Genomic DNA, 24,524 nt, shown 5'->3' on the forward strand with positions numbered 1-24,524 from the left:
GCGGCGAAAAGCCCCGACCGCGACGAAAGCCCCGTCTGCCACCCGGCTGGTAAAGCCAGGCGGCAGACGGGGCTTTCGCTGTCACAGCCTCCAGGTCGGCAGCATCCTTACGTCAACCGAAGGGCCGGATCCTCCGGCAGGCCCACTCCAGCGACAGGACTGACATGGACTGAACTCCGAGGCAGTTCCAGCACACCGTCCACTCGACGGGGGATCTCCAGCGGGTTGTCCTCCCGCAGTGCCGGGTGCAGGACGCTTTCGGGTGCATCCTGGAAGGCGACCGGACGCTGGAAGCGGCGCACCGCCGTCGCCCCTACCGAAGTAAACAAGGAGGTGGTGGCGGGGTACGGCCCGCCGTGCTGCTGTGCCCAGTTCACAGCCACTCCGGTAGGCCATCCTGCGAAAAGAACCCGTCCGGCCAGGCCGGTGAGCTGCCCCACAAGGTCCGCGACGTCCTCTCCCGGCTGGGAGTGCAGGGTCGCCGTGAGGCTTCCGGGCACCTTTGCCAGGGCTTGGGAGAGTTCTTCAGCGCTGGAGTATTCGATGAGCAGAGTGGTGGGACCAAAGCATTCCTCCAGGAGTTCCTCCGGCCGATCAAGGACGTTGGCTGCGGTGGTGGAGAAGACCACGGGGGCTGCTCCGTTGCGGAGGGCGTCCTGATCCGCGCTGCCACTGACTATCCGGACGCCCGGCTGGGCTGCAACATTCCGCAGGCCTTCGGGATACGCCTCCGCAATCCTGGCGGTGAGCATCGTGGCGGCCGCGCTGTCCTTGCCGGCTTCGGCGAGCTGTGCAGCGAAGTCGGTCCCGGCGGGGATAAACACAAGGCCCGGCTTGGTGCAGAACTGCCCCGCACCAAGGGTGAAGGAAGCCGCGAGGCCGGCGGCGAGTTCGGCTCCGCGGGCGGCGATTGCCTTCGTTGTGATGACCACGGGGTTCAGGCTGCCCAGCTCGCCGTAGAACGGGATCGGATCCGGACGCGAAGTCGCAAGGTCGAACAGGGCGCGCCCGCCCGGGATGGAGCCCGTGAAGCCAACCGCCTTGATCACAGGGTCCTGGACAAGGGCGGTTCCGGCTGCACGGCCGCTCACGAGGGCGAAGATTCCCTCCGGAGCACCCGCCGCCGCGAGGGCCTCGGCCACGATCTCGGCGGTTCGCTCGGAAAGCAGCAGGTGGCCGGAATGCGCCTTGACAATGACCGGACAGCCGACGGCCAGCGCCGAGGCTGTATCTCCGCCCACTACAGAGAAGGCAAACGGGAAGTTCGACGCCGAGAACACCGCCACCGGGCCGATCGGCAGCAGGATCCTGCGGAGGTCTGGCTTGGGCGGAGTCGCCGAAGGGTCCGCGTGATCGATGATGGCCTCAAGGTAGGAGCCCTCGGTGATCACCTTAGCGAAGAGGCGCAGCTGGCCGCTGGTGCGGGCAACTTCGCCGGCCAGCCGGGCTTCGCCGAGGCTGGTCTCCTCATCGGCGATCGCGATGAGCTCGCTTGCGTTGGCGTCCAAGGCATCGGCGACGGCGGTCAGCCAGCCTGCCCGTTCGGCGTCGGTGGCTGCGGCGGTGGCCTTGGCAGCCTGCGCGGCGGCCGCCGTGACCGCCATAAGGTCCAGGGTTGCTGTGGTCACTGTGGTTTCCTCTGTTCTGGTTGAGGGGTTTCAAAGTCCGCGGCAAGGTCAAGGCCCAGCCCAGGCCTGCCCGTGCCGTAGAGCCTGCTGTTGCGAATCTGGATGGGCGATGGACCAGCCAGGACGCCGAGGCTTTCAAATGAGGCGTCCTCGACGTCCTCCACGCTCACCGCTTCGGCCAGGGTCAGCGCGAGTTGCCCGGAGAGCTCCGGAAGCAGGTGCGGAGCTACTCGGATGCTGTTGGCGCGAGCCAGCTCCACGATGCGGCGGAATGGCGTGATGCCGCCCACCCGGACGATGTTCGGCTGGATGATGTCCACCGCTTCGGCCTCGATGAAGTCCCGGAACCGGTAGATGGTGTGGACGTTCTCGCCGAGGGCGATGGGAACCGGGGACAGCTTGCGAAGCCGCCTGTACGCTGACAGGTCGTCTGCCCGGATGGGCTCTTCCAGCCATTCGAGCCCGAAGCCGGCCAGGACGTCCAAGGCGCGAAGGGTGGCCGGCAGGTCCCATCGCTGGTTGGCGTCAATCATGAGCCTGCGATGTGGTCCAAGGACGGAGCGGACAGCGGCGACGCGCTCGGCGTCCTCGGCCAGGTGCGGCTTCCCTACCTTGATCTTGACCGCGTTGTTTCCGGCGGCCACCCAGCGTTCCACCTGCGCCACCAGCTCCTCGAGGGAGTAGTGCAGGTTCACGCCGGAGCCGTACACTTCCACGGACTCCTGGCGCTGGCCAAGCAGTCCTGCCACCGATGTTCCGGCCTTGCGGGCCTGCAGGTCCCACAATGCCAGGTCGACGCCGGACATCGCGATGGTGGTCAGGCCGCCTCCGCCCGCCTCATGGAGCCGCTTCCAGAGCTGGTCCCAGACGAGCTCAGGATTCGCTTCAAGGCCGGTGACGAAGGGTGCGATGTCGAAGTCCAGCAATGCCTTGACAGCCTGGGGCCCGATGGTGGGAGTCCAGGAAAAACCGTGCCCTGCGCCGCCGTCGTCCGTTTGGATCCGTGTGGCGATCACGTGGTTTTCCGGCGCCTCCACGCCCCAGCTGCGCCGCAGCGGGACGGTGAGGAGCCGGGTGCTGAGCCCGGTGATCTTGGCCGTCATTTGCTTCCAGCCAGCTCATGGCCCTTGGCCAGGATCGCCTTCAGTTCGACAAGCTGGTCCTCGGTGGGATCGACCAACGGTGGCCGGACCGAGCCAACGGCCAGCCCGCCGAGGCGAAGTCCCGCCTTGATCAAGGACACCCCGAAGCCGGGAGTCTGGTCCCGCAGGCGCACCAGCGGGGCGTAGAAACCCTCCAGCAATGCGAAACGGCGTTCTTCGTCTCCGGCTGTATAGGCGTCGTAGTAGGCCTTGGCGATTTCGGGGGCCATGGCGAAGGCGGCCGAGGAATAAAGCGGGATGCCCAGGCCGCGGTAGGCGCCCTGCGTCAGCTCTGCGGTGAGCAAGCCGTTGAACAGCAGGAAGTCCTCGCGTCCGCTGGCCTTCACGGCCGAGACGATTTCCTGGGCCAGCCCGACGTCGCCGATTCCGTCCTTGAAGCCGATGACTTTAGGGTTGGCGGCCAGCCGGGTGATGGCCTGGGCGGTGAACTTCGCGGTGCCGCGGTGGTAGACGATTACGGGCAGGCTGCTGGCGTTGGCTACTGCTTCGATGTAGGCGACAACGCCCTCGGTGGGTCCTGTCACCAGGTAGGGCGGGAGGACGAGCAGGGCGTCGGCGCCGGCTTCCTCGGCGGCCCGTGCGGCGGCGAGGGCGTGGCCCAAGGGACCGCCGGCTCCTGTCACCACGGGAACCGCACCGTTCACGGCCTCGACCGAGGCCGTCACCACAGTGCGGATCTCGTCGATGCTGAGGGCGTGGAATTCACCTGTACCGCATGCCGGAAAAACTCCGCCGGGGCCGTAGGGCAGGCGCGAGGTGATGTGTTCCTTCAGGACGTCGACGTCCACGGCGCCGTCGGCATCGAAAGGGGTGACGGGGAAGAACAGTACGCCGTCGAATTTCATGTGGTCTCCTTGGATCCGGATCCGGCAGCTATGAGGGTCTGGCCTGCTTCAAGTTCGGTTCGCCAGCTCCGCTTCGGTTCCCAGCCGAGCAGTTCCTTTGCCTTGGCGATGGAAAAAGCGGGACTGGTCCCTGTCAGTCCGGCAGCGAGCGTCTCGCTTCCCGGCAGGAACCGTGGCATCAGCCCGGACAGGGGTTCGGTGGCCAGGGCGTCCGCCGCTCCGACGAAGAAGGTCTGCCCGTTCGGGATCGACTCCATGTTCTGCAGCAGTACGTCCAGGAATTCCGCCACGTCGCGGGCGTCAACGTAGTTGAACAGCGCAGGAGCAGACAGCGCGGGATCGGCCAGGCGCTCAGTCACGGTGTGGCCCTGCTGGGTGGGGGCACCGTGCCATTCCTCGGGCGAAATCACGTAGCAGGGCCGGAAGGCGGCGTAGCGGATGCGGTCGCCCTGGGCCGCTGCGAACATCTGCACGGTCTGTTCAGCGATCAGCTTTGAAAGGGCGTAGGCGTTCCAGGGCTTCGGCGGCGTCTGCTCGTCCAGCGGAAACGACGGCGGCAACCACCCCGCCGGGGAGCCGTAGCCCAGGACTGTAGGGCTGCTCGCCGTAACGATCTTGCCGATCCCGAGCTCGGTGGCCGCGCTGACCACGGCATAGGCCAGCCGCGTATTCGTGCTGAGGATGACGTCCTCGGGCGCACTGAACGGAACGGCAATAGCAGCGAGGTGGATGACGGCGTCGGGCGCTGTTTCCCCAAGGAGGCGCCGCGCCTCACCGGGAGCCAGCAGGTCAGCGGTCCGCTGTTCGACGGCGGCGGGGAAGGTGCCCGCGGGAACGGCGTCGCGGTCCACGGAAATAACCTGGTGACCGACCTCTGCCAGCCCGGCGACCACACTGCGCCCCAGGCGGCCGGAGCCTCCAGTAACGAAAATCCTGCTCATGGTGCTATTCCTTTTCCTGGTGCCAGGTTCCTGGATGGCTTCGCGGAACCACGGTCAGGCCTTGCCGCGGCGCAGCTCGACGCCGAGGCCCAGTTCGCTGATGCGTACCGGCAGGGAGGTTTCCAGCGACTGGTTGCCCGCGATCCCGACGGAGACGGAGCGCAGTCCGTCCAAGTAGCCGGAGGGCCTGCCGAGGGGATCTTCGCCGGGGCCGTTGAAGAGGTCGGACAGCAGCAGGATGTCGCCGCCGCCGTGGCCGCCTTCGCCGTTGATGATGGGCACTTCGTAGGCGGGTTCCCAGTGGCGCTGGACCACGAGCCGTTCGCCGTTCCGGCGGACGGCGTCTTCTTCTTCGATGGGGGTGGCGGACGGGTCCACTACGGTCTTCTTGTCCGTACTGTGAACGACGGCGGCACGTTCCACGACCTCGAGTTCGGCCCGTCCTTCGGTGCCGTTGACCGCTACGCGGTAGCCCTCCCAAGGGCTGTGGGCGTTGAGGGAGTAGCTGAGGATGGGGCCGTTTTCGTAGTCGACGACGAGCGCCAGGTTGTCCTCGATGGTGATCCCGGACGTGAAGACATCCTGGTCGCGGCGGTAGCCGTCGTAGTGCTCGTTGTCCAGGAAGAGCGCCTTGAGCCGTTCGTCCTCGCGCAGGTCCAAAGCGAAAGGATCCTTCTCCGCGGCGGCGGGCGCATCGGCGTCGGGAGTACCGCGCTCGGGTCGGGCCCCTAGGCCGCGCTCAGCGGCGTTCTTGTCGCCATAGAACTTCAGCCCGCCGGAGGCATAGACCTTCTCCGGGACGTCGTCGATCCACCAGTTCACCAGGTCGAAGTGGTGGGAGGCCTTGTGGATAAGCAGGCCACCGGAGTTCTTCTTCTCCCGGTGCCAGCGGCGGAAATAGTCGGCACCGTGGACGGTGTCCAGCACCCAGCTGAAATCGATGGACGTGACCTTGCCGATCACGCCGTCCTGGATGATCTGCTTCAGCGCGCTGTTGCGCGGCGAGTAGCGGTAGTTGAACGTCACCACCACGTTGCGGCCGGTTTCGGCAACGGCGGCCGTGATGCGGCGGCACCCTTCGGCGTCGATGGTAAGCGGCTTCTCGACGACGACGTCGGACCCCGCCTCGAGCGCCTCAACGATGTAGTCCGCATGGGTGTAGTCCGGCGTGGTGACGATGACACGTTCGATGCCGTTGTCCTTGATGTAGGCCGTCAGGTTCCCCGGCTCAAAGGTGTCCACGGGGCCGTCGGCGCCCAGTTCCTGGATCAGCTTCTGGTAGAACTCGACACGCCCGGGATTGATGTCCGAGATGGCCACGAGTTTAGCTACGTCGCCATGCTGGCCGAGGATGGCACGGATGTACATTTCGGAACGTCCACCCGTACCAATGAGCGCCATTCGGGAGCGGGACTTCGCGGAAGTTGTTTCCGCGTCGGAGGCTGCACCAGCATTGGGCTGCTGCCGGGCTGTGTCGACGTTGACCATGGGGAAGGACCCTTTCCAAAGGCGATTGGCGGGCGGTTGACGACCGGCCCACAACAAGGAAGAATTTGAGAAAGCGTTTTCTCGAAGCGTTATAAGCTTTGTATCAAGACACAGGCTGTTGCGTCAACCATCCCCCGGAAAGCCGGCGGAGACCGCGGCAGCCAAGGGGAGGACCACATGGCCAGGAGACCAGGCACGCAGCGGATCGGCATCGCTGACGTCGCCACCAGGGCCGGAGTTTCGCACGCCACCGTCTCGCGCGTCATGAACGGCAACTTCACCGTTGACCCCGAGATCGCAGCACGTGTCCGTACGGCAGCGGCCGAATTGAACTATCAGCCCAATCCCGTCGGTCGCAGCCTCGCCCTGGGCCGCACCGACACCATCGGCATTGTGGTCCCCGACCTCGCCAACCCCACCTTCCAGGCCATCCTGCGGGGCCTCAGCATGGCGGCGGCCCAGGACGGCTATCGCGTCCTGATTGCGGACTCCTCCGAAGTGTCCAGCGAGGAAGCGATCCTGGCTGGCGAGGCGCGTCGGCGCTGCGACGGAGTGGTGCTCTGCGCGCCACGTATGAGCGACGCTGAACTCGAAGAGCTCGCGCCTTCCCTGCACCCGATGGTCCTCATCAACCGCAGTACCGATGCCGCCCAAACTCCGAGCCTCATGGTTGACTACGGCCTCGGCATCCAGGAACTCGCCCGCCACCTGGTGGACCTGGGCCACCGGAAGCTGGCTTTCCTGTCCGGACCGGAGCGGAGCGCCTCGAACGCGCAGCGTCTCGTGGGGCTGGACAAGTTCCGCACCGACCACCCGGAGATCCAGCTGGAAATCCTGCCTGGCGGGTCCAATTTCGATTCTGGCCACGAATCGGCCGAGGCCATCCTGGCCAGCGGCGCCACCGGCATCCTCGCCTTCAACGACCTCGTGGCGATGGGCCTCCTCAGTGGCCTCCATGAACGCGGCGTTCGGGTCCCCGAGGACATGTCGATCACCGGCTTCGACGACATCCCCTTCGCCCGCTACACCACGCCCCCGCTTACCACAGCGGCCGTGCCGATCACGGAACTCGGAGACCTCGCCTGGCGCCGGATGCGCGAACTGATCCAGAACAAGGACGCGGAGGCCCCCCGCAACACCTTCCAGCCGCAGGTTGAGGTCCGCGGGAGCACCGGGCCGGCAAAGGCCTAGGCAGGCGGTCCGGGAGCGGCGGCTCCCACGGCGCCGGCTTCAGGAGCTGCCGGCTTCAGGAGCACGTTGATCAGCTGCCCCAGGCCCTCCGGAATGTCCACGCTTTTGTCGTAAAGCCACTGGAGTTGCAGTCCGTCAAAGGCTGCGATTACCAGCCTTGCCAGCGCATCGGAGGGGACTTCGCGACGCACCTCTCCTAGCGCCTGCCTCCGCGCAATGTCTGCCCCCAGCTCCTCGACCAGCCAGGCGTAGCGCTCCCGAAAATAGGCGTGCGAGCCGTGACCGGGATCGTTGGCGGTGGCCGAGGCTACGGCATAAAGAGTCGTCAGGCCAGGTTCCCGCCGGTTGCGCTCGGCGACGGCAGTGAGGGCATTCAGGCCGACCGAGTCGCCGGAGCTCATATCGATGCCGCGCTTGTCGCGTTCGGCGAGCACCGCCGTCAGGAGCTCCTGCTTGCCCTTGAAGTAATGGAAAAGGGTGGCCTCCTTCACTCCCACCAACTCGGCCACGCGCTTCAGTGCGGTGCCCTCGAAACCCTCGGTGGCAAAAACGTCAGTTGCCGTCTGGATGATCTTCTCGCGGCGTTCGGCGCCCTTGGCGTACGGCCCGCGGGCCTTCAATGGGGACATTTGGATAGTCTATTTCAACTAAAATCTAGTCACACTAGATTTTTGACGCTACGATCTTCTCCAAGGCCCAAGGGAGGGTCACTTTTTTCGTCAGGAGGCAATGTGGCCATCAGGACCATCACGCAAAACACCGAGGCGTCCAGCCTCGAACCATCGAAAGCACCCCGCGCATATGTCATCGGAATGCCCCTCGCCAGCATGGGGTTGTGGATGGCCCTGCTCGCACCCGCGCTCGTGGTGCTCGCCATCAAGGTCTCGGAGATTACCACCCCCGACACTCGCGCCGGAGCCCTGAGCCTGGTCGCCGGAGTCGGCGCCATCGTGGCCCTGCTGGCCAACCCACTGTTCGGGCGACTCAGCGACCGCACTAAATCCAGGTTCGGCATGCGCAAACCATGGATTATCGGCGGCTCGCTGGCCGGGCTTGCCTCGCTGTTCGCACTGGGTCTTGCCACCGACGTCGCGGGCGTCCTCGCAGCCTGGATCCTCGCCCAGTTGGGGTTCAATGCTGCGCTTGCGGCCCTTGTTGCAACCCTCCCGGACCAGGCAAGCCCTTCCGAACGTGGCCGCCTCTCCGGACTCATCGGCATGACTTTGCCTCTGGGCCTGGTTGCCGCCGCCTACTTCGCCCAGCTTTTCGACAACGCCTTCCAGATGGCGGTCGTCCCGGGGATCGTTGGAACCAGCTTGGCGATTGCGTTTGCCTTTACGTTCAAAGACCGCGTGCTGACGGAAACGCGCCCGCCCCTGAACTTCAGGGAGGTCGTTGGCTCGTTCTACTTCAATCCCGTTACCTGCCCGGGCCTGGGCTGGGCCTGGCTGACCAAGTTCATGGTCTATGTCGGTTACTGTGCCGCCTTGCTATACCTGCCGTACTTTTTCACTGATCAGCTGCACGTAGCGGAGTCCGAGGTTGCCGGGCTGGTCTTCCAGGCGACGCTGGTTAGTTCAGTGGGAACAATGGCCACGAGTATCGCCGGCGGCTGGCTTAGCGACAAAATCGGCAAGCGCAAGACGCTGGTCATCTCCTCTGCCCTCATCATCATGGCCGGCCTGATCGTGATTGCCACGAGCGGTACCACTGACCAGGTCCTCTGGGGGCAGGCCATCGTCGGCCTGGGACTCGGCTGCTTCGGCGCCGTCGACGTGGCGCTGATCGCGGACTTGCTCCCCAAGACGCAGAGCGAAAATGCCAAGACTTTCGGCGTCTTCAATATCGCGCAGGCCCTCCCCCAGTCCCTCGTACCCGCCGTCGCCTTCCCGGTAATCGCCATGGGTGGCTATACCGCCCTGTTCATTGGTGGGGCAGTAGTCGGAATCATTGGCGCCGTCCTTGTCACCCGTATCAAAGGAGTCAAATAAGTGAACCTCATCCTCTCCAAGGCCGTTACAGCCTCTGACACGACCCCGTCCGCAGGCGACCACCGCATCCGCGAAATCGCAGAAAGCCTGAGCCTTGAACACCAGATCCAGCTACTCACCGGAGCCGACGTCTGGTCTACGCATGCCATTCCCGAAATTGGGCTCAAGCGTGTGGTGCTGTCTGACGGTCCCTCCGGCGTGCGCGGCGAAGACTTCGACGAACGCCACGACTCCGCCAGCCTCCCGTCGTCGTCGGCGCTGTCCGCAAGCTGGAGCCCTGAACTGGCGCGCCGCTACGGCCAGGTGCTCGGCCAGGAAGCACGACGCAAAGGCGTCCACGCCGTCCTCGGTCCCACCATCAACCTGCACCGTTCGCCACTTGGAGGCCGCCACTTTGAGTGCATGAGCGAGGATCCCCGGCTCACCGCGGTCATGGCTGCAGGATACGTGTCGGGCGTCCAGTCCATGGGCGTCGGAGCCACCCCCAAGCACTACCTCGCCAATGAAGCCGAGACAGAACGCTTCACGGCGGATTCCGTGGTGGACGAACGCCCTCTTCGCGAGCTGTATCTCGCCGCCTTTGAGGACGCAATCACTGAAGCCCGCGCCTGGCTCGTCATGAGCTCCTACAACTCCATCAACGGCACTACGGCCAGCGAGAACAAACTCCTCGAGAGGCCGCTGTCCACGGAATGGGGCTTCGACGGCGTCGTAGTCTCGGATTGGACTGGTGTCCGCTCGGTCGAGGCCGCCAACGCCAATCAGGACCTCGAGATGCCGGGCCCAGTGGGCCACTGGGGACCCAAGCTGCTCGCCGCCGTCGAGGACGGACGCGTCAGCCGGGACAAGATCGTGGAGAAAGTGACCCGCATCCTGCGGCTGGCCGCCCGCGTCGGCTCCCTCGAAGGGTTCGAGCCTGCAGCGACTGAACTCCCGGCACAGCTCAACGCTGCCGCCGTCGCCCGCGAAGTTGCCGTCCGGGGCGCCGTGCTGGTGCGGAACAAGGACAACCTTCTCCCCCTCGACGCCGCCTCACTCAGCTGTGTCGCCGTGATCGGGCACAACGCCGAGGAAGCCCGTACCCAAGGCGGCGGCAGCGCAACGGTCATGCCCAAGTACACCGTCTCGCCGCTCGCCGGCCTCCGGAAGGCGCTGCCCGACGGCGTCAAGGTCAGCTATGCGCGGGGCGCCAAGGTTGCCGAGGGGTTGCAGCCCTTTGCCCGGGAGTCGCTGTTCAACCCGGTTTCCGGTGTTCCCGGCCTCCGCGTCACCTTTCTCGCCGAGGATGGCTCAGTCATTTCCGGTGAGGACCGTTTGGCCTCGCACTTGATTTGGTTCGGCATCGGCATTCCGGAGGGAACCGTCGCCATTCGGATGCAGACCGAGTGGTCCCCGGAACGTGCAGGCGTCCAGCATGTCGGTGCAGGTACCGTGGGGCGGATGCGCCTGGAACTCAACGGCAACCAGGTCTTCGACGGTGAACTCGTCGACGACACGAACGTCCTAGGCGCGGCCCTCTTCGAACCGCCCCAGACCGTGCATGCCATAGAAACAGCCGCCGAGCAGTCCATCAGCATTGACGCGACGTATCAGCTGCCGGAATCCCAGGTGATCCCTTTCACCGCAATCCTGCTTGGCTCCGAAACCATTGTGGACGACCCCCACGCTGAAATCGCGGCCGCCGTGGCCGATGCACGAAGGGCCGATGTCGCCGTCGTCGTAGTGGGCACCAGCGCCGCCATTGAGTCCGAAGGCTTCGACCGCAAGGATCTGGATCTGCCTGGCCACCAGAATGAGCTTGTGGAAGCAGTGGCGGCCGCCAATCCGCGGACCATCGTCGTGGTCAACTCCGGCTCCCCGGTGCTGATGCCGTGGCTCGACAAGGTGGGCGCTGTGCTTATCGGCTGGTTCGGCGGACAGGAATTCGGCACCGCCGTCACCGACATCCTGCTCGGTAACGAGGAACCCGGCGGTCGCCTGCCCACCACGTGGCCGGCAGCCCTGGAGGATGTTCCGGTGCTGAACACGACTCCGGTGGACGGCAAGGTGGTGTACTCCGAGGGCATCCACATCGGCTACCGCGCCTGGCTCAAGCAGGAGGCCGCCGGAGGAGCCGCTCCCGCGCTGCCTTTCGGTTTCGGCCTCGGCTACACGAGCTTCGAGCTGGGCCGCGCCCACGCACCGCAATCCGTTCCTGCGGGCCAGGATGTTAAAGTGCACGTCCCGGTGAAGAACGTCGGCTCTCGAACAGGCCGTGAAACGGTGCAGGTGTACCTGGCCCGCAAGGAGTCCGACGTCGAACGGCCGGTACGCTGGCTCGCCGGCTTCGCCGGAACGCACCTCGCCCCGGGCGGCACCGAGAGCGTGGAGGTCGGCATCCCCGCGAAGGCCTTCGGCCACTATGACGGCGGCTGGAAGTTCGAGCCCGGATCGTTCCAGCTCTTGGTCGGCCGCCACGCAGCTGACGATTTCCAGGTCCTGGACATCGAACTGCGGTAGAGGCTCCCCACCTCCCCCGCCCTTCTCTGCCCCGCCCAACTCACTCGCACTTGTGGTCGTTTTGAAGCCTCATAGCGACCACAAGTGCGACTCAGTTGGGGTGGTGGGGGCCCAGGCCGGCCTCGCGGTAGTAGCCCTCTATGTGCGCGGCGACCAGCTCTGACGCGCGTACGCCATCGCCGCTCGTGATGGCGTCGAGAATGCCTCGATGCTCCGAAATGAGCCGCTTTGATGTGACATCCCAGTCCGGAAGATTGCGCGTGAGTTCCGCAGCATAGCCTTCAATCGCTTCCCGCAGGGAACCCATCATCGCGCTGACGACGGCGTTCCCTGCCGCAGCCGCAAGGGCCAGATGGAACCGGACGTCCAACGCCAGGAAATTGCCGACGTCGGTCCCTGCTTCGGCGCTACCGGCCGCTTCCATTTCCGCCAGGAGCCGTTCCGCCTCCGCCAGCGAGGGCGCGCCTGTCTTGGCGTTCGCCGCCGCCCAGGATTCGAGCAAAACCCGGGTCTGGACGATGTCCGCCACCGGGAGGTGCTGCGTGGCAACGTGGAGCCTTAGCGCCGAGCCGAGTGCCGCCGTCGGGTCCGCAATGACTACCGTGCCCGCATCCTTCCCCGAGCCCACACCGGCTCGCACGACGCCCATGGCCTCCAGGATCCTGATGGCCTCGCGCACGGACGTCCGTGAAACAGCGAGTTGTTCGGCCAACGTCCGTTCTCCCGGCAGCCGCCCGCCGACATACAGTTCGCCGTCGGACAGTTGCTTCTCGATCCATTCCAGGACCAGTTCGTGGGTGCGCATATAGTAATCGTAGTTGATGTGGTCCAACCACATGACCTAATGTGGTTGGACCACGTAATTCCTGACCCGCCGCATTTCTTCGAGCCGCCGGAGGCAGCCATGACGCAGACCGTCGAACCCACCAACCCCGAGCTACCCACCTCGCCCGAGGATACGGTTCCGACCGGGCAACAGCCTTCAGCTACTGCTGGAGCCGCTACGACCCCCACGGCCGGATTCAAGGCCACGGCCCTGCCACCCGCCCTCAAGCGTCGCATTCCCAAGTACTCGGACCTGGCGCCATTGATGCAGTTCAAGAAGCCCGAGTTCAGCAAGGAGGCGCGACTCAAGCGGGCCAGCACTATCTGGGATCTTCGCGACATTGCCAAACGCCGCACGCCGCAGGCGCCCTTCGACTACACCGATGGAGCGGCCGAGGGCGAGATCACCCTGCGGCGTGCCCGCCAGGCCTTCCTGGACATCGAGTTCCGTCCCGGCATCCTGCGCAACGTCTCCAGCGTGGACCTGAGCACTAACATCCTGGGGCAGCCCTCCCGGCTCCCGTTTGGCATCGCACCCACAGGTTTTACTCGGATGATGCAATCGGAAGGCGAGTACGCGGGCTCGCAGGCCGCTGAAGCCGCTGGGATCCCCTACACCCTTTCCACCATGGGAACCGCGTCCATCGAAGACGTCGCGACGGCGGCTCCCAACGGGCGGAACTGGTTCCAGCTCTACTTGTGGACCGACCGCGATCGTTCCCTGGAATTGATCGAAAGGGCGGCCAAGGCAGGCAACGACACCCTGATGGTTACCGTCGACACAGCTGTCGCCGGTGCCCGACTCCGCGATGTCCGCAATGGCATGACCATCCCACCCGCCCTCACTCTCAAGACTGTCCTGGATGCCTCCTACCGCCCCGCCTGGTGGTTCAACTTCCTCACCCATGAACCATTGACCTTCGCCTCGCTCTCCCGCTACACGGGAACGGTCGCGGACCTCATCAACTCCATGTTCGATCCCACCTTGACGTTCGAGGACCTCGACTGGCTCCGCGAAACGTGGAAGGGCAAGCTGGTAGTCAAGGGTATCCAGACGGTCGAAGACGCTCGCAAAGTAGTGGACCACGGGGCCGACGGCATCGTCCTGAGCAACCACGGCGGCCGGCAGTTGGACCGCGCCCCCATCCCGTTCCACCTGCTGCCCGACGTTTCGGCAGCCCTCAAAGCGCAGGACAGCAATGCCGCAATCATGCTCGATACCGGAATCATGAGTGGGGCCGACATCATCGCCGCCTTGGCCTTGGGAGCCGACTTCACGTTGATCGGCAGGGCATACCTCTACGGACTCATGGCCGGAGGACGGGAGGGCGTGGACCGGGCTATCCAGATCCTGGAGAAGGACATGGTCCGCACCATGGCCCTGCTGGGCGTCAGCAAGATCTCGGAGCTGAACCCGGACCACGTGCGCGTACTGGGGAAGTAGCTCCCCGGCGCTTGCCCCGCCCAACTTGGGGAACGAGCTACCTCTTGCGCCCGAACTTCGACAGGTTCGGGACCTTCGGCAGGTTGGGGACCTTCGACAGGTTTGGAACTTTCGGCAAGTTGGCCAGGATGTCCGCAGCCCTCGTGGCCGCGCGGCCCACGCTGCGGCCGATCTGTTGCGGCATGGTGTCGTCAGGGATCGCAAGGACGGAGACCGTGTCGCCCGGAATGGTTGCGACCTCCGGTGCCGAATGGATGCCTGCCGATTGGACTGCGGCGGCGACGGCGGGCTCCGGGTTTCCCGCGACGGCTTCCTCGGGTGATGCCGCCTCCGCCGCGGCTCCCTTCGAAGCGGCAGGGCCGACGTCGAACGTCTCAAGCCAGCTGGCGATGCCGGCCAGTGGCTTGGTGTTCAGCGCGTAGTAGCGCTTCTGCCCCTGGGCGCGCATGCTGACGAGGTCGGCCTCCCGCAGAACCTTCAAATGCTTGGAGATTGTGGGCTGGCTCGCTGAGAGCTCCTCCACCAACTCCCCCACTGCCTTATCCCCAGAGCGGAGGGAAACCAGAATGTCACGCCTGGTTGCCTCAGCAATGACGGCAAATACGTCGTCAGTCACCATGGCTCCCACCCTAGCTACATATACGCCGAATGGCATCAACTATTTCGGGCCGCGTCGGACCATGAATGGCGCTGCCAGGATGCTGCCAAGCTACTAGTCGAACCAGGGGTCCAGCCCATGGTGCGGGAAGACTTCCTTGCGGGTGGCCATGACAGCACGATCCACCTCGTCGTTGGGGTCGTAGCCCACTTCCCAGGAGCGCCACCAGATGTCTGCGCCGTCTCCCATGGAGTCCGGCGTCCACATGCCGTAGGTGTCCTTCACGTAGCTGCGCCAGTCCTCGGGAATCCGCGTGGTCACGGGCACGGCCTGGCCAGCCACGATACCGATCAAGTGGCTCCAGGCCCGGGGAACGACGCCTGTGATGTCGTAACCTCCTCCGCCGGTCGCGATCCAGCGATTGTCGCAGTATCGGGCGGCGAGGCCAGCGACGGCGGCGGCCGCTTCCCTCTGTCCGTCCACGGTGAGGTTCAGGTGCGTCAGCGGATCGTTGCGGTGGGAGTCGCAGCCGTGTTGGCTGACGATCACCTCCGGGGCGAATGCCTTGACCAATTGGGGAACTACCGCGTGGAAGGCGCGCAGCCACGCCGAGTCCTCGGTCCATGGGGGCAGGGCAATATTGGCGGCCGTGCCTGGCGCAGCGGGGCCGCCGCTTTCAGTGGCGAAGCCCGTGCCGGGGAAAAGCATGACGCCAGTCTCATGGAGCGAAAGGGTGAGCACGCGCGGATCATCCCAGAAGATGTTCTGGGTTCCGTCGCCGTGATGGGCGTCGACGTCGATATAGGCCACTCGGGCAACTCCGCCGTCGAGGAGTTTCTGTACTGCCAGCGCGGCGTCGTTGTAGATGCAGAACCCGCTGGCGTGGTCCCGTGCTGCGTGGTGCATGCCGCCGCTGAAGTTCACTGCCCGCACCGCCGTCCCGGAGAGCAATGCGTCGGCTGCAGTGAGGGAGCCGCCTGCCAGGCGTGCCGCGGCCTCATGCATGCCGGCGAAAGCCGGGTCGTCCTCCGTCCCCAGGCCCCGTTCGGCATCGGGAGTCATCGGATCGGCACTGACGCGGCGAACAGCTTCAACATAATCCGCGGTGTGCACGGTGCGGAGTTCGTCGTCGGAAGCCGGAGCGCAGGGGGCGACGGTGACATGGCCAAGCTGGAACAGGCCAAGGGATTCGGCCAGTCGGGCCGTCAGCTCCAGGCGTGCAGGCGCCATGGGGTGTGTGGGGCCGAAGTTGTATTCCGTCATGGCAGGGTCCCACACCACCGTCGTTGGCAGTGCGGGCGATCGTGGGCCGGACTGGAGAGTCATCACAGACAGGCTACCGGAGCCGTCGGTCGCTCCCGGCCCCGGTGTGGCGGCACTTTAGTGGTTTACTAACTCAAGAAGGCAGATTCAATCAAGGAACAGCAACGCCATGACTCAGAGCCTGTCGAGGTCCAAAAGCCCGGCTACCTGGCAACCCGTCCAACCGGAACGGGAAGGCCTGTGGATCTTCACGCGGCTGCGCGACTTCATCGACAACATCGCCAACACCTCACCGGCCCGCCTGGCGCTCACCGCGTTCGTAGTGGTCATTGTGCTGTTCACGGGGCTGCTGTCCCTGCCCGCGTCGTCCGCAACCGGCGAAGTCACACCCCTGCACCAGGCCCTGTTCACCGCGGTTTCCGCCGTCTGCGTCACCGGCCTCACGGTTGTTTCGACGGCGGTACACTGGTCCTTTTTCGGGCAGCTCGTGATCCTCGTGGGCATCTTCGTAGGCGGCCTTGGAACCCTGACCCTCGCTTCCCTGCTGGCCCTGATGGTCAGCAAGCGCCTGGGCGTTCGCGGCAAGCTGATCGCCCAGGAAGCCATGAACAACGCCGGGCGCCTGGGCGAGGTGGGCACCCTGCTAAGGATCGTCATCACCACGTCCGTCTTCATCGAGGGAATCCTGGCCCTTGCCCTGATCCCCCGGTTCATGATCCTCGGAGAGCCATTCTGGCAGTCTGTCTGGCACGGCGTTTTCTATGCAATTTCGGCCTTTAACAACGCCGGGTTTACACCGCATTCGGATGGCATCGTCCCTTATGAGATGGACCTGTGGATCCTCACCCCGCTGATGCTCGGCGTGTTCCTTGGCAGCCTCGGCTTCCCCGTGGTGATGGTGCTTCAACAGAACGGCCTGAACTGGAAGAAGTGGAACCTCCACACCAAGCTCACCATCGTGGTGTCCTTCATTCTCCTCGCTGCCGGAACCTTCCTCTGGGCGCTGATGGAGTGGGACAACACGCGCACGATCGCCCGGATGGATCTTGGCGACAAGATCATCCACTCGCTCTTTGCCTCCGTGATGACCCGTTCCGGCGGCTTCAACCTTGTGGACCAGAACCACATGGAGTCCACCACGATGCTGCTCACGGACGCCCTCATGTTTGCCGGTGGCGGTTCGGCGTCGACGGCGGGCGGCATCAAGGTAACCACCATCGCTGTCATGTTCCTCGCCATCGCGGCAGAGGCCCGGGGCGACGCCGACGTCAAGGTGTACGGACGGACCATTCCGGAGGGAACCATGCGAGTGGCCATCTCCGTGATTGTCGCCGGCGCCACGCTCGTGTCGGTGGCGTCGTTCCTGCTTCTTTCCATCAGCGGAGCGTCCCTGGACCGGGTCCTGTTCGAAACCATTTCGGCGTTCGCTACCGTTGGGTTGAGCACTAATCTCAGCGCAGAGCTTCCACCGTCCGGCGTCTACGTCCTTTCCGCCCTCATGTTCGCCGGTCGCGTCGGCACGGTCACGCTTGCCGCGGCCCTTGCCCTCCGACAGCGCAGCCAGCTGTATCACTACCCTGAAGAAAGGCCGATCATTGGCTAATACCGCAGGAGCCGCCAACCGACCCGCACACAACGCGCCTGTGCTGGTGATCGGCCTGGGCCGTTTTGGCTCCGCCACCGCGGAACAACTCGTGAAGCAGGGCCGAGAGGTCCTCGCCATTGAACGCGACCGGACCCTGGTGCAGAAATGGGCCCCGGTCCTGACCCACGTAGTTGAAGCGGATGCCACCAACATTGACGCCCTCCGCCAGTTGGGCGCCCAGGAGTTCACCTCAGCCGTGGTGGGCGTGGGCACCTCGATCGAATCCTCGGTGCTGATCACCGTTAACCTGGTGGATCTCGGCATAGAGCACCTGTGGGTCAAGGCGATCACACCCTCGCACGGGAAAATCCTGACGCGCATTGGCGCCAACCACGTCATTTACCCGGAGGCCGACGCCGGTGTCCGGGCCGCGCACCTCGTGTCAGGCCGGATGCTGGACTTCATCGAGTTCGACGACGATTTCGCGATCGTCAAAATGTACCCGCCGAAGGAAACCGTCGGCTTCACCCTGGACGAGTCCAAGGTCAGGTCCAAGTACGGGGTCACGATCGTGGGCGTAAAGTCGCCGGGCGAGGATTTCACCTATGCGAGGCCCGAGACGAAGGTTTCCTCCCGCGACATGCTCATCGTGTCAGGGCACGTGGATTTGCTGGAGCGCTTCGCCTCACGGCCTTAACGGCTCCCCCGATGGTTGAGCCTGTCGAAACCACCGGGATCGCTGCCACTTAACCGAGTTGCTTCGTGATTTCCGCCGACCTAGCCGCAGCAGCCCGTGCACCTTCGGCAATAATCCTGGGCATCCCGCCTTGGTCGAAGGCTGCGATGGCCCGCTCAGTGGTGCCGTTGGGGCTCGTGACGGCTTTCCGCAGGGCGGCGGGATCGGCGCCCGGCTCTGCCAGCATGAAGCCGGCCCCGGCCACGGTTTCCCGTGCCAGCAGCAGTGACAGTTCCGGGTCCAGGCCCAACTCCCTCCCCGCGGCCGCCATGGCCTCCGCGAGGTAGAACGCGTACGCGGGTCCCGATCCGCTGATCGCACCAACGGAATCTACTTGATCTTCGGGAACCTCAACCACCGTACCTGCGGAGGCGAACAGCTCCTTGACCCGCTGCAGCTGTTCCGGGCTGCAGTGCGTCCCTGGCGAGACCGAGATGACGCCGCGGCCGAGTTTGGCAGGAGTGTTCGGCATAGTACGGACCACTGCTTGTCCGGCGGGCAGCGCCGCTTCCAGCTGGGCAATCGACACGGCGGCTGCGACACTGACGACCACTGCGTCAGGCTTAAGAACGGGACTGATCTCCCTGGCAAGGTCCGTGATGCCCACCGGCTTCACGCCGAGGATGAGGATGCGCGATCCGGTGGCGGCAAGCTTGTTGGCATCCGGCTCCTCCGCCCCGGCGATCGCAGTAACGCCATAGCGCTCCGCGAGTTCAGCCGCCCGTTCGGCGCGGCGTACCGTAGCGACGACGTCGACAGGCGCTGTCCCGCCAGCCAGGACACCGCCCAGGATAGCTTCGTTCATCGACCCACAGCCAAGGAAAGCGATTCGGTTGCTCATTGCTCCATCATTGCAGTTTGACCAGTTACGGGCGAACGTGAACTGCAGGTCGGACTCGGCTGCAGATCCCCGCTTACCCCTCACAAGGATTCCCAGTAAGCTCACAGCTTCGTGACAGGCTCTGCCCATAGTTGGTGAGTAACTTAGTTATTACCTCATTGAGGGTGCGAGTGATGAGGCGGGCATGGGGATGTTCGCCGAGCACCGGTGGCTGTTAGCGGGTTTCCCCCAATTCCCCGCAGACGGCCGCCGGTGCTTTCTCTTTTTCAGGGATTTCCGCAACCGGACCGCAGTATTTTTCAGACCGCAGGATTTTTCAGACCCTGGGATTTTTCAGACAGCACCGAGCTTTCTCCCAGACCAAGCCGGGACTGCCAGATGCTGCCGCGCGAAACGCAGGGTTTCGGCAAGCCAGTCCTCACGTTCTCCCGCAACCCGTGCCCTCCGCGTGGAGATTTCAGCAACAATCACACCCTCAAAGCCGTTTGAGGCAACGTACTGCAGGACCTCTGCACATTGCTGGATACCACGGCCGGGCACCAGATGCTCGTCCCTACCGGAGCCGGAACCATCTGCCAAGTGAATGTGCCGCAGTTTGCTGCCGAGCGCGCGTACGGCCTCCAGACTGTTGACCCCCGCAGTGGCGGCGTGCGAGAAATCCCAGGTGACGGCGTCGTAATCTTGGTCAAGGGGATCCCAGTGCGGAAGGTATGCGGCCGCTTCACGGCCCCGTACGCGCCATGGGTACATGTTCTCCACCGCGATGTGCACCCGGTACATGGCAGCGATTTCGCGCACCCCGGCAGCGAAGTTTTCCGCGTAGTTGCTCTGCCAGCGGAACGGCGGATGGACCACCACGGTGTTGCAGCCGACGTCGCGCGCCATCCGGCACGACATCTCAATCTTGTTCCACGCCGTGCCCCACACCTGCTGGGTGAGGAGCAGCGTGGGCGCGTGGATGGAGACGATCGGCTGGTTGTACCGGTGACTGAGCTGGATCAGCGCGTCAGGGTTTTGGCTTGTGGCGTTGTTGGTCACCATTACCTCAACGCCGTCGTAGCCAAGATCCTGGGCCACGGCGAAGGCGTCGTGCACGCTGAGTGGATACACGGAAGCGCTGGACAGCGCCACGGGGATACGCCTCGCCTTTTCTTCGTGGGGTTGGACTTCTTCTTGGGGTGCGACGTCGACGCCCATGTTCAGCTCGCCAGTCCCCTGGACGCGTTGTCCACACTGACCCGGGTGAGTTCGCCAATGTGCGGGGCAGGCTTCAGCGGGCCGTCGAAGACGAGCTGGTCCAATCGTCGCAGGATGAGGCCCTCGCGGAGTGCCCAAGGGCAGATTTCCATGGTGGGGAACTCGAACATCTCCAGTGCGGCTTCTGCCACCAGTGCCCCCGCTAACAGCTGCCGGGCGCGGGCTTGGGAAACACCGGGCAGATGAAGCCGGTCCTCCACTGTCATGGCCGAGATGCGCTGGGCCCATAGCCCGAGGTCAGTCGCGTGCAGCTCACGCTTGACGTAGGGGCCGGCACCGCTGGGGGCGGCCCCGGCGATGCGGGCCAACGAACGGAAGGTCTTGGACGTTCCAGTCACGAGGTTTGCCCGGCCAAGAGCCTTGAATTCCTTTACCGGAGGTTTGAGGGTGCTGCGGATGTAGCTGCGCAACTCCTTGACGCTCTTCGCGGTGGGCGGGTCCTTGGGCAGCCAGTCACGGGTAAGGCGGCTGGCCCCGAGGGGCACTGACATGGCGAGCTCCGGCAGTTCGTCCTGGCCCAGCGCCATTTCGAAGGAACCGCCGCCAATGTCAAGGTCCAGGATCGGTCCCGCTCCCCAGCCGTACCAGCGTCGCACGGCGAAGAAGGTCATGGATGCTTCGTCGCTGCCTGTGAGCTCCTGCAGCGTCACCGTGGTCTCGAATTTGACCCGTTCCAGGACTTCCGGGCCGTTGGTTGCCTCCCGGATCGCCGACGTACAGAAAGCGAGGACGTCCTCGGCCTTGTGGCGGGCCGCAAACTCCCACGCCTCCAGGACGAACTCGATGAGCTCATGCTGACCGGCGTCGGTGATGTTGCCGTCGTCGTCGAGGTATTGCACCAGCGAAAGCGGCCGCTTGTGCGAGGCGAAAGCCACAGGACGCGCACCCGGGTGGGCATCAACGAGCAGCAGATGGACAGTGTTGGACCCAATGTCGAGGACGCCTAGACGCATTCTGCCATTATTCCCCGATCCGGAGCCGGGGAAGCAACTGGGTTACGCGCCTTCCGTGGCGTCATCAGCACGCTTGAAATCGCGGCGTATGTTGGCGATTCCCTCCGGCCCGATCTCGAAGCCATAAGCGCTGCCCGGATTGATGACCAGTCCGAGCTCATCGCCGATGCTGCCAAGGACCGTCGCACCGCTGGTTCCCAGGACGTTCGGCGCAGCCTCGAGGTAATGGGCGTCGACCCGGCTCGGGTGGCTGAAAACGGCGAGGACTGGCTGCCCCTCGGAGTTGGACAGGACCAAGGGCTCGACGGCGGAGTCCGCCCCCTCGAGGGCGTCGGCGCTGATGATGTAGACCTCGTTGTTGAGGAACGACAGGATGACGTCCACCGGGTTGGCCTCAGGCTTCTCGGCCAAGGCGAGCTTCTCTTCGAGGTCGTTCAGGGGCTGGTATTCCGGTACAACCGGCTGATCAGTCATACCCCTACTCGATCACGTCCCGGAGCAGGGTGCAATTCCTACCCTGCCTCCGGACCGAACGCACCCTACTTCTTCGCCGTCGCCTTCTTGGCCGGGGCCTTTCGCGTTGCGGTCCCCTTCACCGGGCCCTTAGCCCGCTTTTCGGCGAGGAGTTCGACGGCGCGTTCCCGTGTCAGCTCCTCGAGCGAGGTGGAGCGGGGAACCGTGATGTTGGTGACGCCGTCCGTGATATACGGCCCGAAACGGCCTTCCTTCACGACGATATTCTTCTCCGAAACGGGGTCCGGTCCGAACTCGGCCAGCGGCGGCACTGCGGCACGGGCGCCGCGCTGCTTGGGCTGGGAGTAGATCTCCAGCGCCTGCTCCAAGGTGATCGTGAAGATTTCCTCTTCCGAGCCGATGGAGCGTGAATCAGTACCCTTCTTCAGATAGGGCCCGAAGCGTCCGTTCTGCACCGTGATGACGTTGCCCTCAGCGTCCTCGCCCAGCACTCTCGGCAGGCTCATGAGCTTCAGCGCGTCGTCGAGGGTGACAGTGTCCACGCTCATGGACTTGAACAGCGAACCTGTGCGCGGCTTGGCCTTGACGGGCTTCTTCGGCGGCTTGGGCTTGCCGTTCTTGTAGTACTCCACGGGCTGGCTGGCCAGTTGCTCCTCTGTCATCTCCGGGATGATCTCGGTGACGTACGCGCCATAGCGGCCGTTCTTGGCGACAATGGTGTGACCAGTGTGCGGGTCCGTGCCGAGCACACGCTCCTCCGGCGCGGCCGTCTCCATTAGCTCGACTGCCTTGGCGGGAGTCAGCTCATCAGGGGCAAGATCCTCGGGCACATTGGCGCGGGCGGCCTCTACTACTTCCCCGGTTTCCGCATCAACCGTTGGGGCTGAGCTTTCCAGGTAGGGACCGAACTTGCCCACTCGCAGGGTGATGCCGTCGGCGATCGGAACGGAGTTGATTTCGCGGGCGTCGATCTCGCCGAGGTTGTTCACGATGCTGAGGAGGCCGGGGTCAGCGTCCTCACCGTAGTAGAAGTGCTTGAGCCAGGCAGCGCCGACCTCTTCGCCGTTGGCGATCTTGTCGAGGTCGCCCTCCATATCGGCTGTGAACTCGTAGTCCACGTAATCGGTGAAATGCTGCTCCAGCAGGCGGATCACCGAGAACGCGATCCAGCTGGGCACCAGGGCGGATCCCTGCTTCCGGACGTAGCCCCGGTCCTGAATGGTGGAAATCGTTGAGGCGTAGGTGGAGGGGCGCCCAATGCCGCGCTTTTCCAGTTCGGCAGTCAACGAGGCTTCCGTGTAACGCGGTGGGGGAGACGTTTCGTGCCCGACGGCGACAATGTCCGAGGCGGTGAGGGCCTCGTCCTTGGCCACATTCGGCAGGCGGCGGCCTTCGTCTGAGTCCTCGTCCCCGCGGCTCTCGTCCTTGCCTTCTTCGTAGGCGGCCAGGAAGCCGGGGAACGTGATGACGGTACCCGATGCCGAGAATTCTGCATCGCGCCCGTCCGAAGCAACCGCACCGAGGCGAATAGTCGCCGTCGAGCCCTTGGCGTCGGCCATCTGGGAGGCGACCGTGCGCTTCCAGATGAGCTCGTAAAGACGGAACTCGTCACCGCTCAACTGTCTGGCCACCTGGGCCGGAGTGCGGAAGGAGTCACCTGCAGGACGGATGGCCTCGTGGGCTTCCTGGGCGTTGGCTGCCTTGTTGGCGTAGACCCTCGGAGACTGGGGCACGTACTCCGGACCGTACAGCTCGGAAGCCTGCCGGCGGGCCGCAGTGACGGCTTCGTCGCTCAGTGCGGACGAGTCGGTACGCATATACGTGATGTAGCCGTTTTCATACAGGCGTTGGGCGATCTGCATGGTGCTCTTGGAGGAGAAGCGGAGCTTGCGGCCGGCTTCCTGCTGCAATGTTGAGGTGGTGAACGGAGCAGCGGGACGGCGGGTGTACGGCTTCGTGTCCACCGAGCGGACGCGGAAGTCCGCTCTCTGCAGGGCGGTGGCCAACGATGTGGCGAGGTCTTCGTTGAGGTGCACGGCGTTCGGCGAGGTGAGGACGCCGTCGTCGTTGAAGTCCCGCCCCGAGGCGACCTTGGCGCCGTCCACCGCAGCCAGCTTGGCTTTGAACGATCCACTTCCTGCCCCGAACTGGCCGGTCAGATCCCAATAGGAGGCGGCGCGGAAGGCCATGCGCTCGCGTTCGCGGTCCACCACCATGCGGGTGACCACGGACTGGACGCGGCCGGCGGACAGACCGCGAGCCACCTTGCGCCACAGCACGGGCGAAATTTCGTAGCCGTAGAGGCGGTCCAGGATGCGGCGGGTTTCCTGGGCGTCCACCAGGGCGGTGTCGACGTCGCGCAGGTTGTCCATTGCGCGGTGGATGGCTTCCTTGGTGATTTCACCAAAGGTCATGCGGTAAACCGGAACCTTGGGCTTCAGGACCTCCAACAGGTGCCACGCGATGGCTTCGCCCTCGCGGTCCCCATCGGTTGCGAGGTAGAGCGCGTCGGCGTCTTTCAGCTGGGCCTTGAGTTCGGCGACCTTCTTCTTCTTGTCCGGAGACACCACGTAGTACGGCTTGAAGTCGTGTTCGATATCGACGGCGAACTTGCCCACCGACGTCTTCTTCAGTTCTGCGGGAAGGTCCGACGGCTGCGGGAGATCGCGGATATGGCCGATGGAGGCCTCGACGACGAAGCCCTCGCCAAGGTACTTGGCGATGGTCTTGCTCTTGGCCGGAGACTCCACGATCACGAGTTTCTTGCCGGTTTTTGCCTTGGTTGGCACGGTGCTCCTACAG

The 24,524-nt window shown here is 64.6% G+C and carries 20 protein-coding genes; 6 read left to right on the forward strand and 14 right to left on the reverse strand.

From position 1 onward, the window contains the following. Positions 1 to 107 precede the first annotated feature (107 nt). From J7E82_RS16305 to J7E82_RS16325, 5 genes are read right to left on the reverse strand one after another with little or no spacing between them, the layout of a single operon-like run. Positions 108 to 1,628 carry an aldehyde dehydrogenase (NADP(+)) gene (locus tag J7E82_RS16305; protein WP_214864493.1) on the reverse strand — a complete coding sequence of 507 codons (1,521 nt, stop codon included), beginning with the start codon at positions 1,626 to 1,628 and terminating at the stop codon, positions 108 to 110. Next, positions 1,625 to 2,731 (reverse strand): mandelate racemase/muconate lactonizing enzyme family protein, encoded by a 1,107-nt coding sequence (locus tag J7E82_RS16310; protein WP_214864495.1) that lies wholly within the window; start codon positions 2,729 to 2,731, stop codon positions 1,625 to 1,627. The genes J7E82_RS16305 and J7E82_RS16310 overlap by 4 nt, the downstream gene beginning before the upstream one ends. Then, positions 2,728 to 3,636 (reverse strand): 5-dehydro-4-deoxyglucarate dehydratase, encoded by a 909-nt coding sequence (locus tag J7E82_RS16315; RefSeq protein WP_214864497.1) that lies wholly within the window; start codon positions 3,634 to 3,636, stop codon positions 2,728 to 2,730. The genes J7E82_RS16310 and J7E82_RS16315 overlap by 4 nt, the downstream gene beginning before the upstream one ends. Beyond that, positions 3,633 to 4,577 (reverse strand): NAD(P)-dependent oxidoreductase, encoded by a 945-nt coding sequence (locus J7E82_RS16320; protein WP_214864499.1) that lies wholly within the window; start codon positions 4,575 to 4,577, stop codon positions 3,633 to 3,635. The genes J7E82_RS16315 and J7E82_RS16320 overlap by 4 nt, the downstream gene beginning before the upstream one ends. 54 nt (positions 4,578 to 4,631) lie before the next feature. Next, the gene (locus J7E82_RS16325; protein WP_214864501.1) at positions 4,632 to 6,065 is read right to left on the reverse strand and encodes a Gfo/Idh/MocA family protein; all 1,434 of its coding nucleotides are present in this window, start codon (positions 6,063 to 6,065) and stop codon (positions 4,632 to 4,634) included. Between the two features lie 177 nt (positions 6,066 to 6,242). On the opposite strand from J7E82_RS16325, the gene J7E82_RS16330 reads away from it, so the two are divergent. Beyond that, a complete protein-coding gene (locus tag J7E82_RS16330; RefSeq protein ID WP_214864503.1) occupies positions 6,243 to 7,256 on the forward strand; it encodes a LacI family DNA-binding transcriptional regulator in 1,014 nt (337 codons plus the stop codon). Here J7E82_RS16330 and J7E82_RS16335 read toward each other — a convergent pair. Continuing rightward, entirely contained in the window at positions 7,253 to 7,885 is a 633-nt protein-coding gene (locus tag J7E82_RS16335) for a TetR/AcrR family transcriptional regulator (RefSeq protein ID WP_214864505.1), read from the reverse strand. The genes J7E82_RS16330 and J7E82_RS16335 overlap by 4 nt on opposite strands. 102 nt (positions 7,886 to 7,987) lie before the next feature. Between J7E82_RS16335 and J7E82_RS16340 the strand changes: the two genes are divergently transcribed. Both J7E82_RS16340 and J7E82_RS16345 read left to right on the forward strand, forming a co-directional pair. After that, positions 7,988 to 9,247 (forward strand): MFS transporter, encoded by a 1,260-nt coding sequence (locus J7E82_RS16340; RefSeq protein WP_308113898.1) that lies wholly within the window; start codon positions 7,988 to 7,990, stop codon positions 9,245 to 9,247. Next, positions 9,248 to 11,746, forward strand: a complete 2,499-nt coding sequence (locus J7E82_RS16345) for a glycoside hydrolase family 3 protein (protein ID WP_214864507.1) — start codon at positions 9,248 to 9,250, stop codon at positions 11,744 to 11,746. Between the two features lie 91 nt (positions 11,747 to 11,837). On the opposite strand, the gene J7E82_RS16350 is transcribed toward J7E82_RS16345, so the two are convergent. After that, positions 11,838 to 12,551, reverse strand: coding sequence for a FadR/GntR family transcriptional regulator (locus J7E82_RS16350; RefSeq protein ID WP_214864509.1), 714 nt, complete (start codon positions 12,549 to 12,551; stop codon positions 11,838 to 11,840). Positions 12,552 to 12,650: 99 nt separating this feature from the next. Between J7E82_RS16350 and J7E82_RS16355 the strand changes: the two genes are divergently transcribed. After that, positions 12,651 to 14,015, forward strand: coding sequence for an alpha-hydroxy acid oxidase (locus tag J7E82_RS16355; RefSeq protein WP_285289753.1), 1,365 nt, complete (start codon positions 12,651 to 12,653; stop codon positions 14,013 to 14,015). Positions 14,016 to 14,052: 37 nt separating this feature from the next. Here J7E82_RS16355 and J7E82_RS16360 read toward each other — a convergent pair whose 3' ends face one another. Further along, positions 14,053 to 14,634, reverse strand: a complete 582-nt coding sequence (locus J7E82_RS16360; RefSeq protein WP_214864511.1) for a helix-turn-helix transcriptional regulator — start codon at positions 14,632 to 14,634, stop codon at positions 14,053 to 14,055. A 93-nt stretch (positions 14,635 to 14,727) separates the two neighbouring features. Then, positions 14,728 to 15,939: an acetoin utilization protein AcuC gene (locus J7E82_RS16365; protein WP_214864512.1), complete on the reverse strand. Its 1,212-nt coding sequence runs from the start codon at positions 15,937 to 15,939 to the stop codon at positions 14,728 to 14,730. Positions 15,940 to 16,045: 106 nt separating this feature from the next. Between J7E82_RS16365 and J7E82_RS16370 the strand changes: the two genes are divergently transcribed. Beyond that, complete coding sequence (locus J7E82_RS16370; RefSeq protein ID WP_214864514.1) at positions 16,046 to 17,479, forward strand: TrkH family potassium uptake protein; 1,434 nt, start codon at positions 16,046 to 16,048, stop codon at positions 17,477 to 17,479. 40 nt (positions 17,480 to 17,519) lie between these two features. Next, positions 17,520 to 18,158, forward strand: a complete 639-nt coding sequence (locus tag J7E82_RS16375; protein ID WP_374223628.1) for a TrkA family potassium uptake protein — start codon at positions 17,520 to 17,522, stop codon at positions 18,156 to 18,158. Positions 18,159 to 18,207: 49 nt separating this feature from the next. Here the strand turns inward: J7E82_RS16375 and proC are convergent, their stop codons facing one another. From proC to topA, 5 genes are all read right to left on the reverse strand, one after another. Continuing rightward, positions 18,208 to 19,038 carry a pyrroline-5-carboxylate reductase gene (gene proC / locus J7E82_RS16380; RefSeq protein WP_214864518.1) on the reverse strand — a complete coding sequence of 277 codons (831 nt, stop codon included), beginning with the start codon at positions 19,036 to 19,038 and terminating at the stop codon, positions 18,208 to 18,210. 333 nt (positions 19,039 to 19,371) lie between these two features. Further along, on the reverse strand, positions 19,372 to 20,235 hold the full coding sequence (locus tag J7E82_RS16385) for a sugar phosphate isomerase/epimerase (RefSeq protein WP_214864520.1): 864 nt from the start codon (positions 20,233 to 20,235) through the stop codon (positions 19,372 to 19,374). A gap of 2 nt (positions 20,236 to 20,237) precedes the next feature. Next, the gene (locus J7E82_RS16390) at positions 20,238 to 21,248 is read right to left on the reverse strand and encodes a Ppx/GppA phosphatase family protein (protein WP_214864522.1); all 1,011 of its coding nucleotides are present in this window, start codon (positions 21,246 to 21,248) and stop codon (positions 20,238 to 20,240) included. A 42-nt stretch (positions 21,249 to 21,290) separates the two neighbouring features. Beyond that, entirely contained in the window at positions 21,291 to 21,722 is a 432-nt protein-coding gene (locus J7E82_RS16395) for an SseB family protein (protein WP_214864524.1), read from the reverse strand. A 65-nt stretch (positions 21,723 to 21,787) separates the two neighbouring features. Beyond that, positions 21,788 to 24,511 carry a type I DNA topoisomerase gene (topA, locus tag J7E82_RS16400; protein WP_214864526.1) on the reverse strand — a complete coding sequence of 908 codons (2,724 nt, stop codon included), beginning with the start codon at positions 24,509 to 24,511 and terminating at the stop codon, positions 21,788 to 21,790. Positions 24,512 to 24,524 lie beyond the last annotated feature (13 nt).

This window comes from Arthrobacter sp. ISL-30 (genome assembly GCF_018613855.1).
Classification (GTDB): domain Bacteria; phylum Actinomycetota; class Actinomycetes; order Actinomycetales; family Micrococcaceae; genus Arthrobacter.

Bases quoted from the DNA above. Each gene is read 5' to 3' on its own strand.
- J7E82_RS16385 (WP_214864520.1), bottom strand. From the start codon at position 20,235: ATGGGCGTCGACGTCGCACCCCAAGAAGAAGTCCAACCCCACGAAGAA.
- J7E82_RS16315 (WP_214864497.1), bottom strand. From the start codon at position 3,636: ATGAAATTCGACGGCGTACTGTTCTTCCCCGTCACCCCTTTCGATGCC.
- J7E82_RS16330 (WP_214864503.1), top strand. From the start codon at position 6,243: ATGGCCAGGAGACCAGGCACGCAGCGGATCGGCATCGCTGACGTCGCC.
- J7E82_RS16390 (WP_214864522.1), bottom strand. From the start codon at position 21,248: ATGCGTCTAGGCGTCCTCGACATTGGGTCCAACACTGTCCATCTGCTG.
- proC (WP_214864518.1), bottom strand. From the start codon at position 19,038: ATGAGCAACCGAATCGCTTTCCTTGGCTGTGGGTCGATGAACGAAGCT.
- J7E82_RS16365 (WP_214864512.1), bottom strand. From the start codon at position 15,939: ATGACTCTCCAGTCCGGCCCACGATCGCCCGCACTGCCAACGACGGTG.
- J7E82_RS16325 (WP_214864501.1), bottom strand. From the start codon at position 6,065: ATGGTCAACGTCGACACAGCCCGGCAGCAGCCCAATGCTGGTGCAGCC.
- J7E82_RS16360 (WP_214864511.1), bottom strand. From the start codon at position 14,634: ATGGTGACTGACGACGTATTTGCCGTCATTGCTGAGGCAACCAGGCGT.
- J7E82_RS16355 (WP_285289753.1), top strand. From the start codon at position 12,651: ATGACGCAGACCGTCGAACCCACCAACCCCGAGCTACCCACCTCGCCC.
- J7E82_RS16395 (WP_214864524.1), bottom strand. From the start codon at position 21,722: ATGACTGATCAGCCGGTTGTACCGGAATACCAGCCCCTGAACGACCTC.
- J7E82_RS16320 (WP_214864499.1), bottom strand. From the start codon at position 4,577: ATGAGCAGGATTTTCGTTACTGGAGGCTCCGGCCGCCTGGGGCGCAGT.
- J7E82_RS16310 (WP_214864495.1), bottom strand. From the start codon at position 2,731: ATGACGGCCAAGATCACCGGGCTCAGCACCCGGCTCCTCACCGTCCCG.
- J7E82_RS16350 (WP_214864509.1), bottom strand. From the start codon at position 12,551: ATGCGCACCCACGAACTGGTCCTGGAATGGATCGAGAAGCAACTGTCC.
- J7E82_RS16370 (WP_214864514.1), top strand. From the start codon at position 16,046: ATGACTCAGAGCCTGTCGAGGTCCAAAAGCCCGGCTACCTGGCAACCC.
- J7E82_RS16335 (WP_214864505.1), bottom strand. From the start codon at position 7,885: ATGTCCCCATTGAAGGCCCGCGGGCCGTACGCCAAGGGCGCCGAACGC.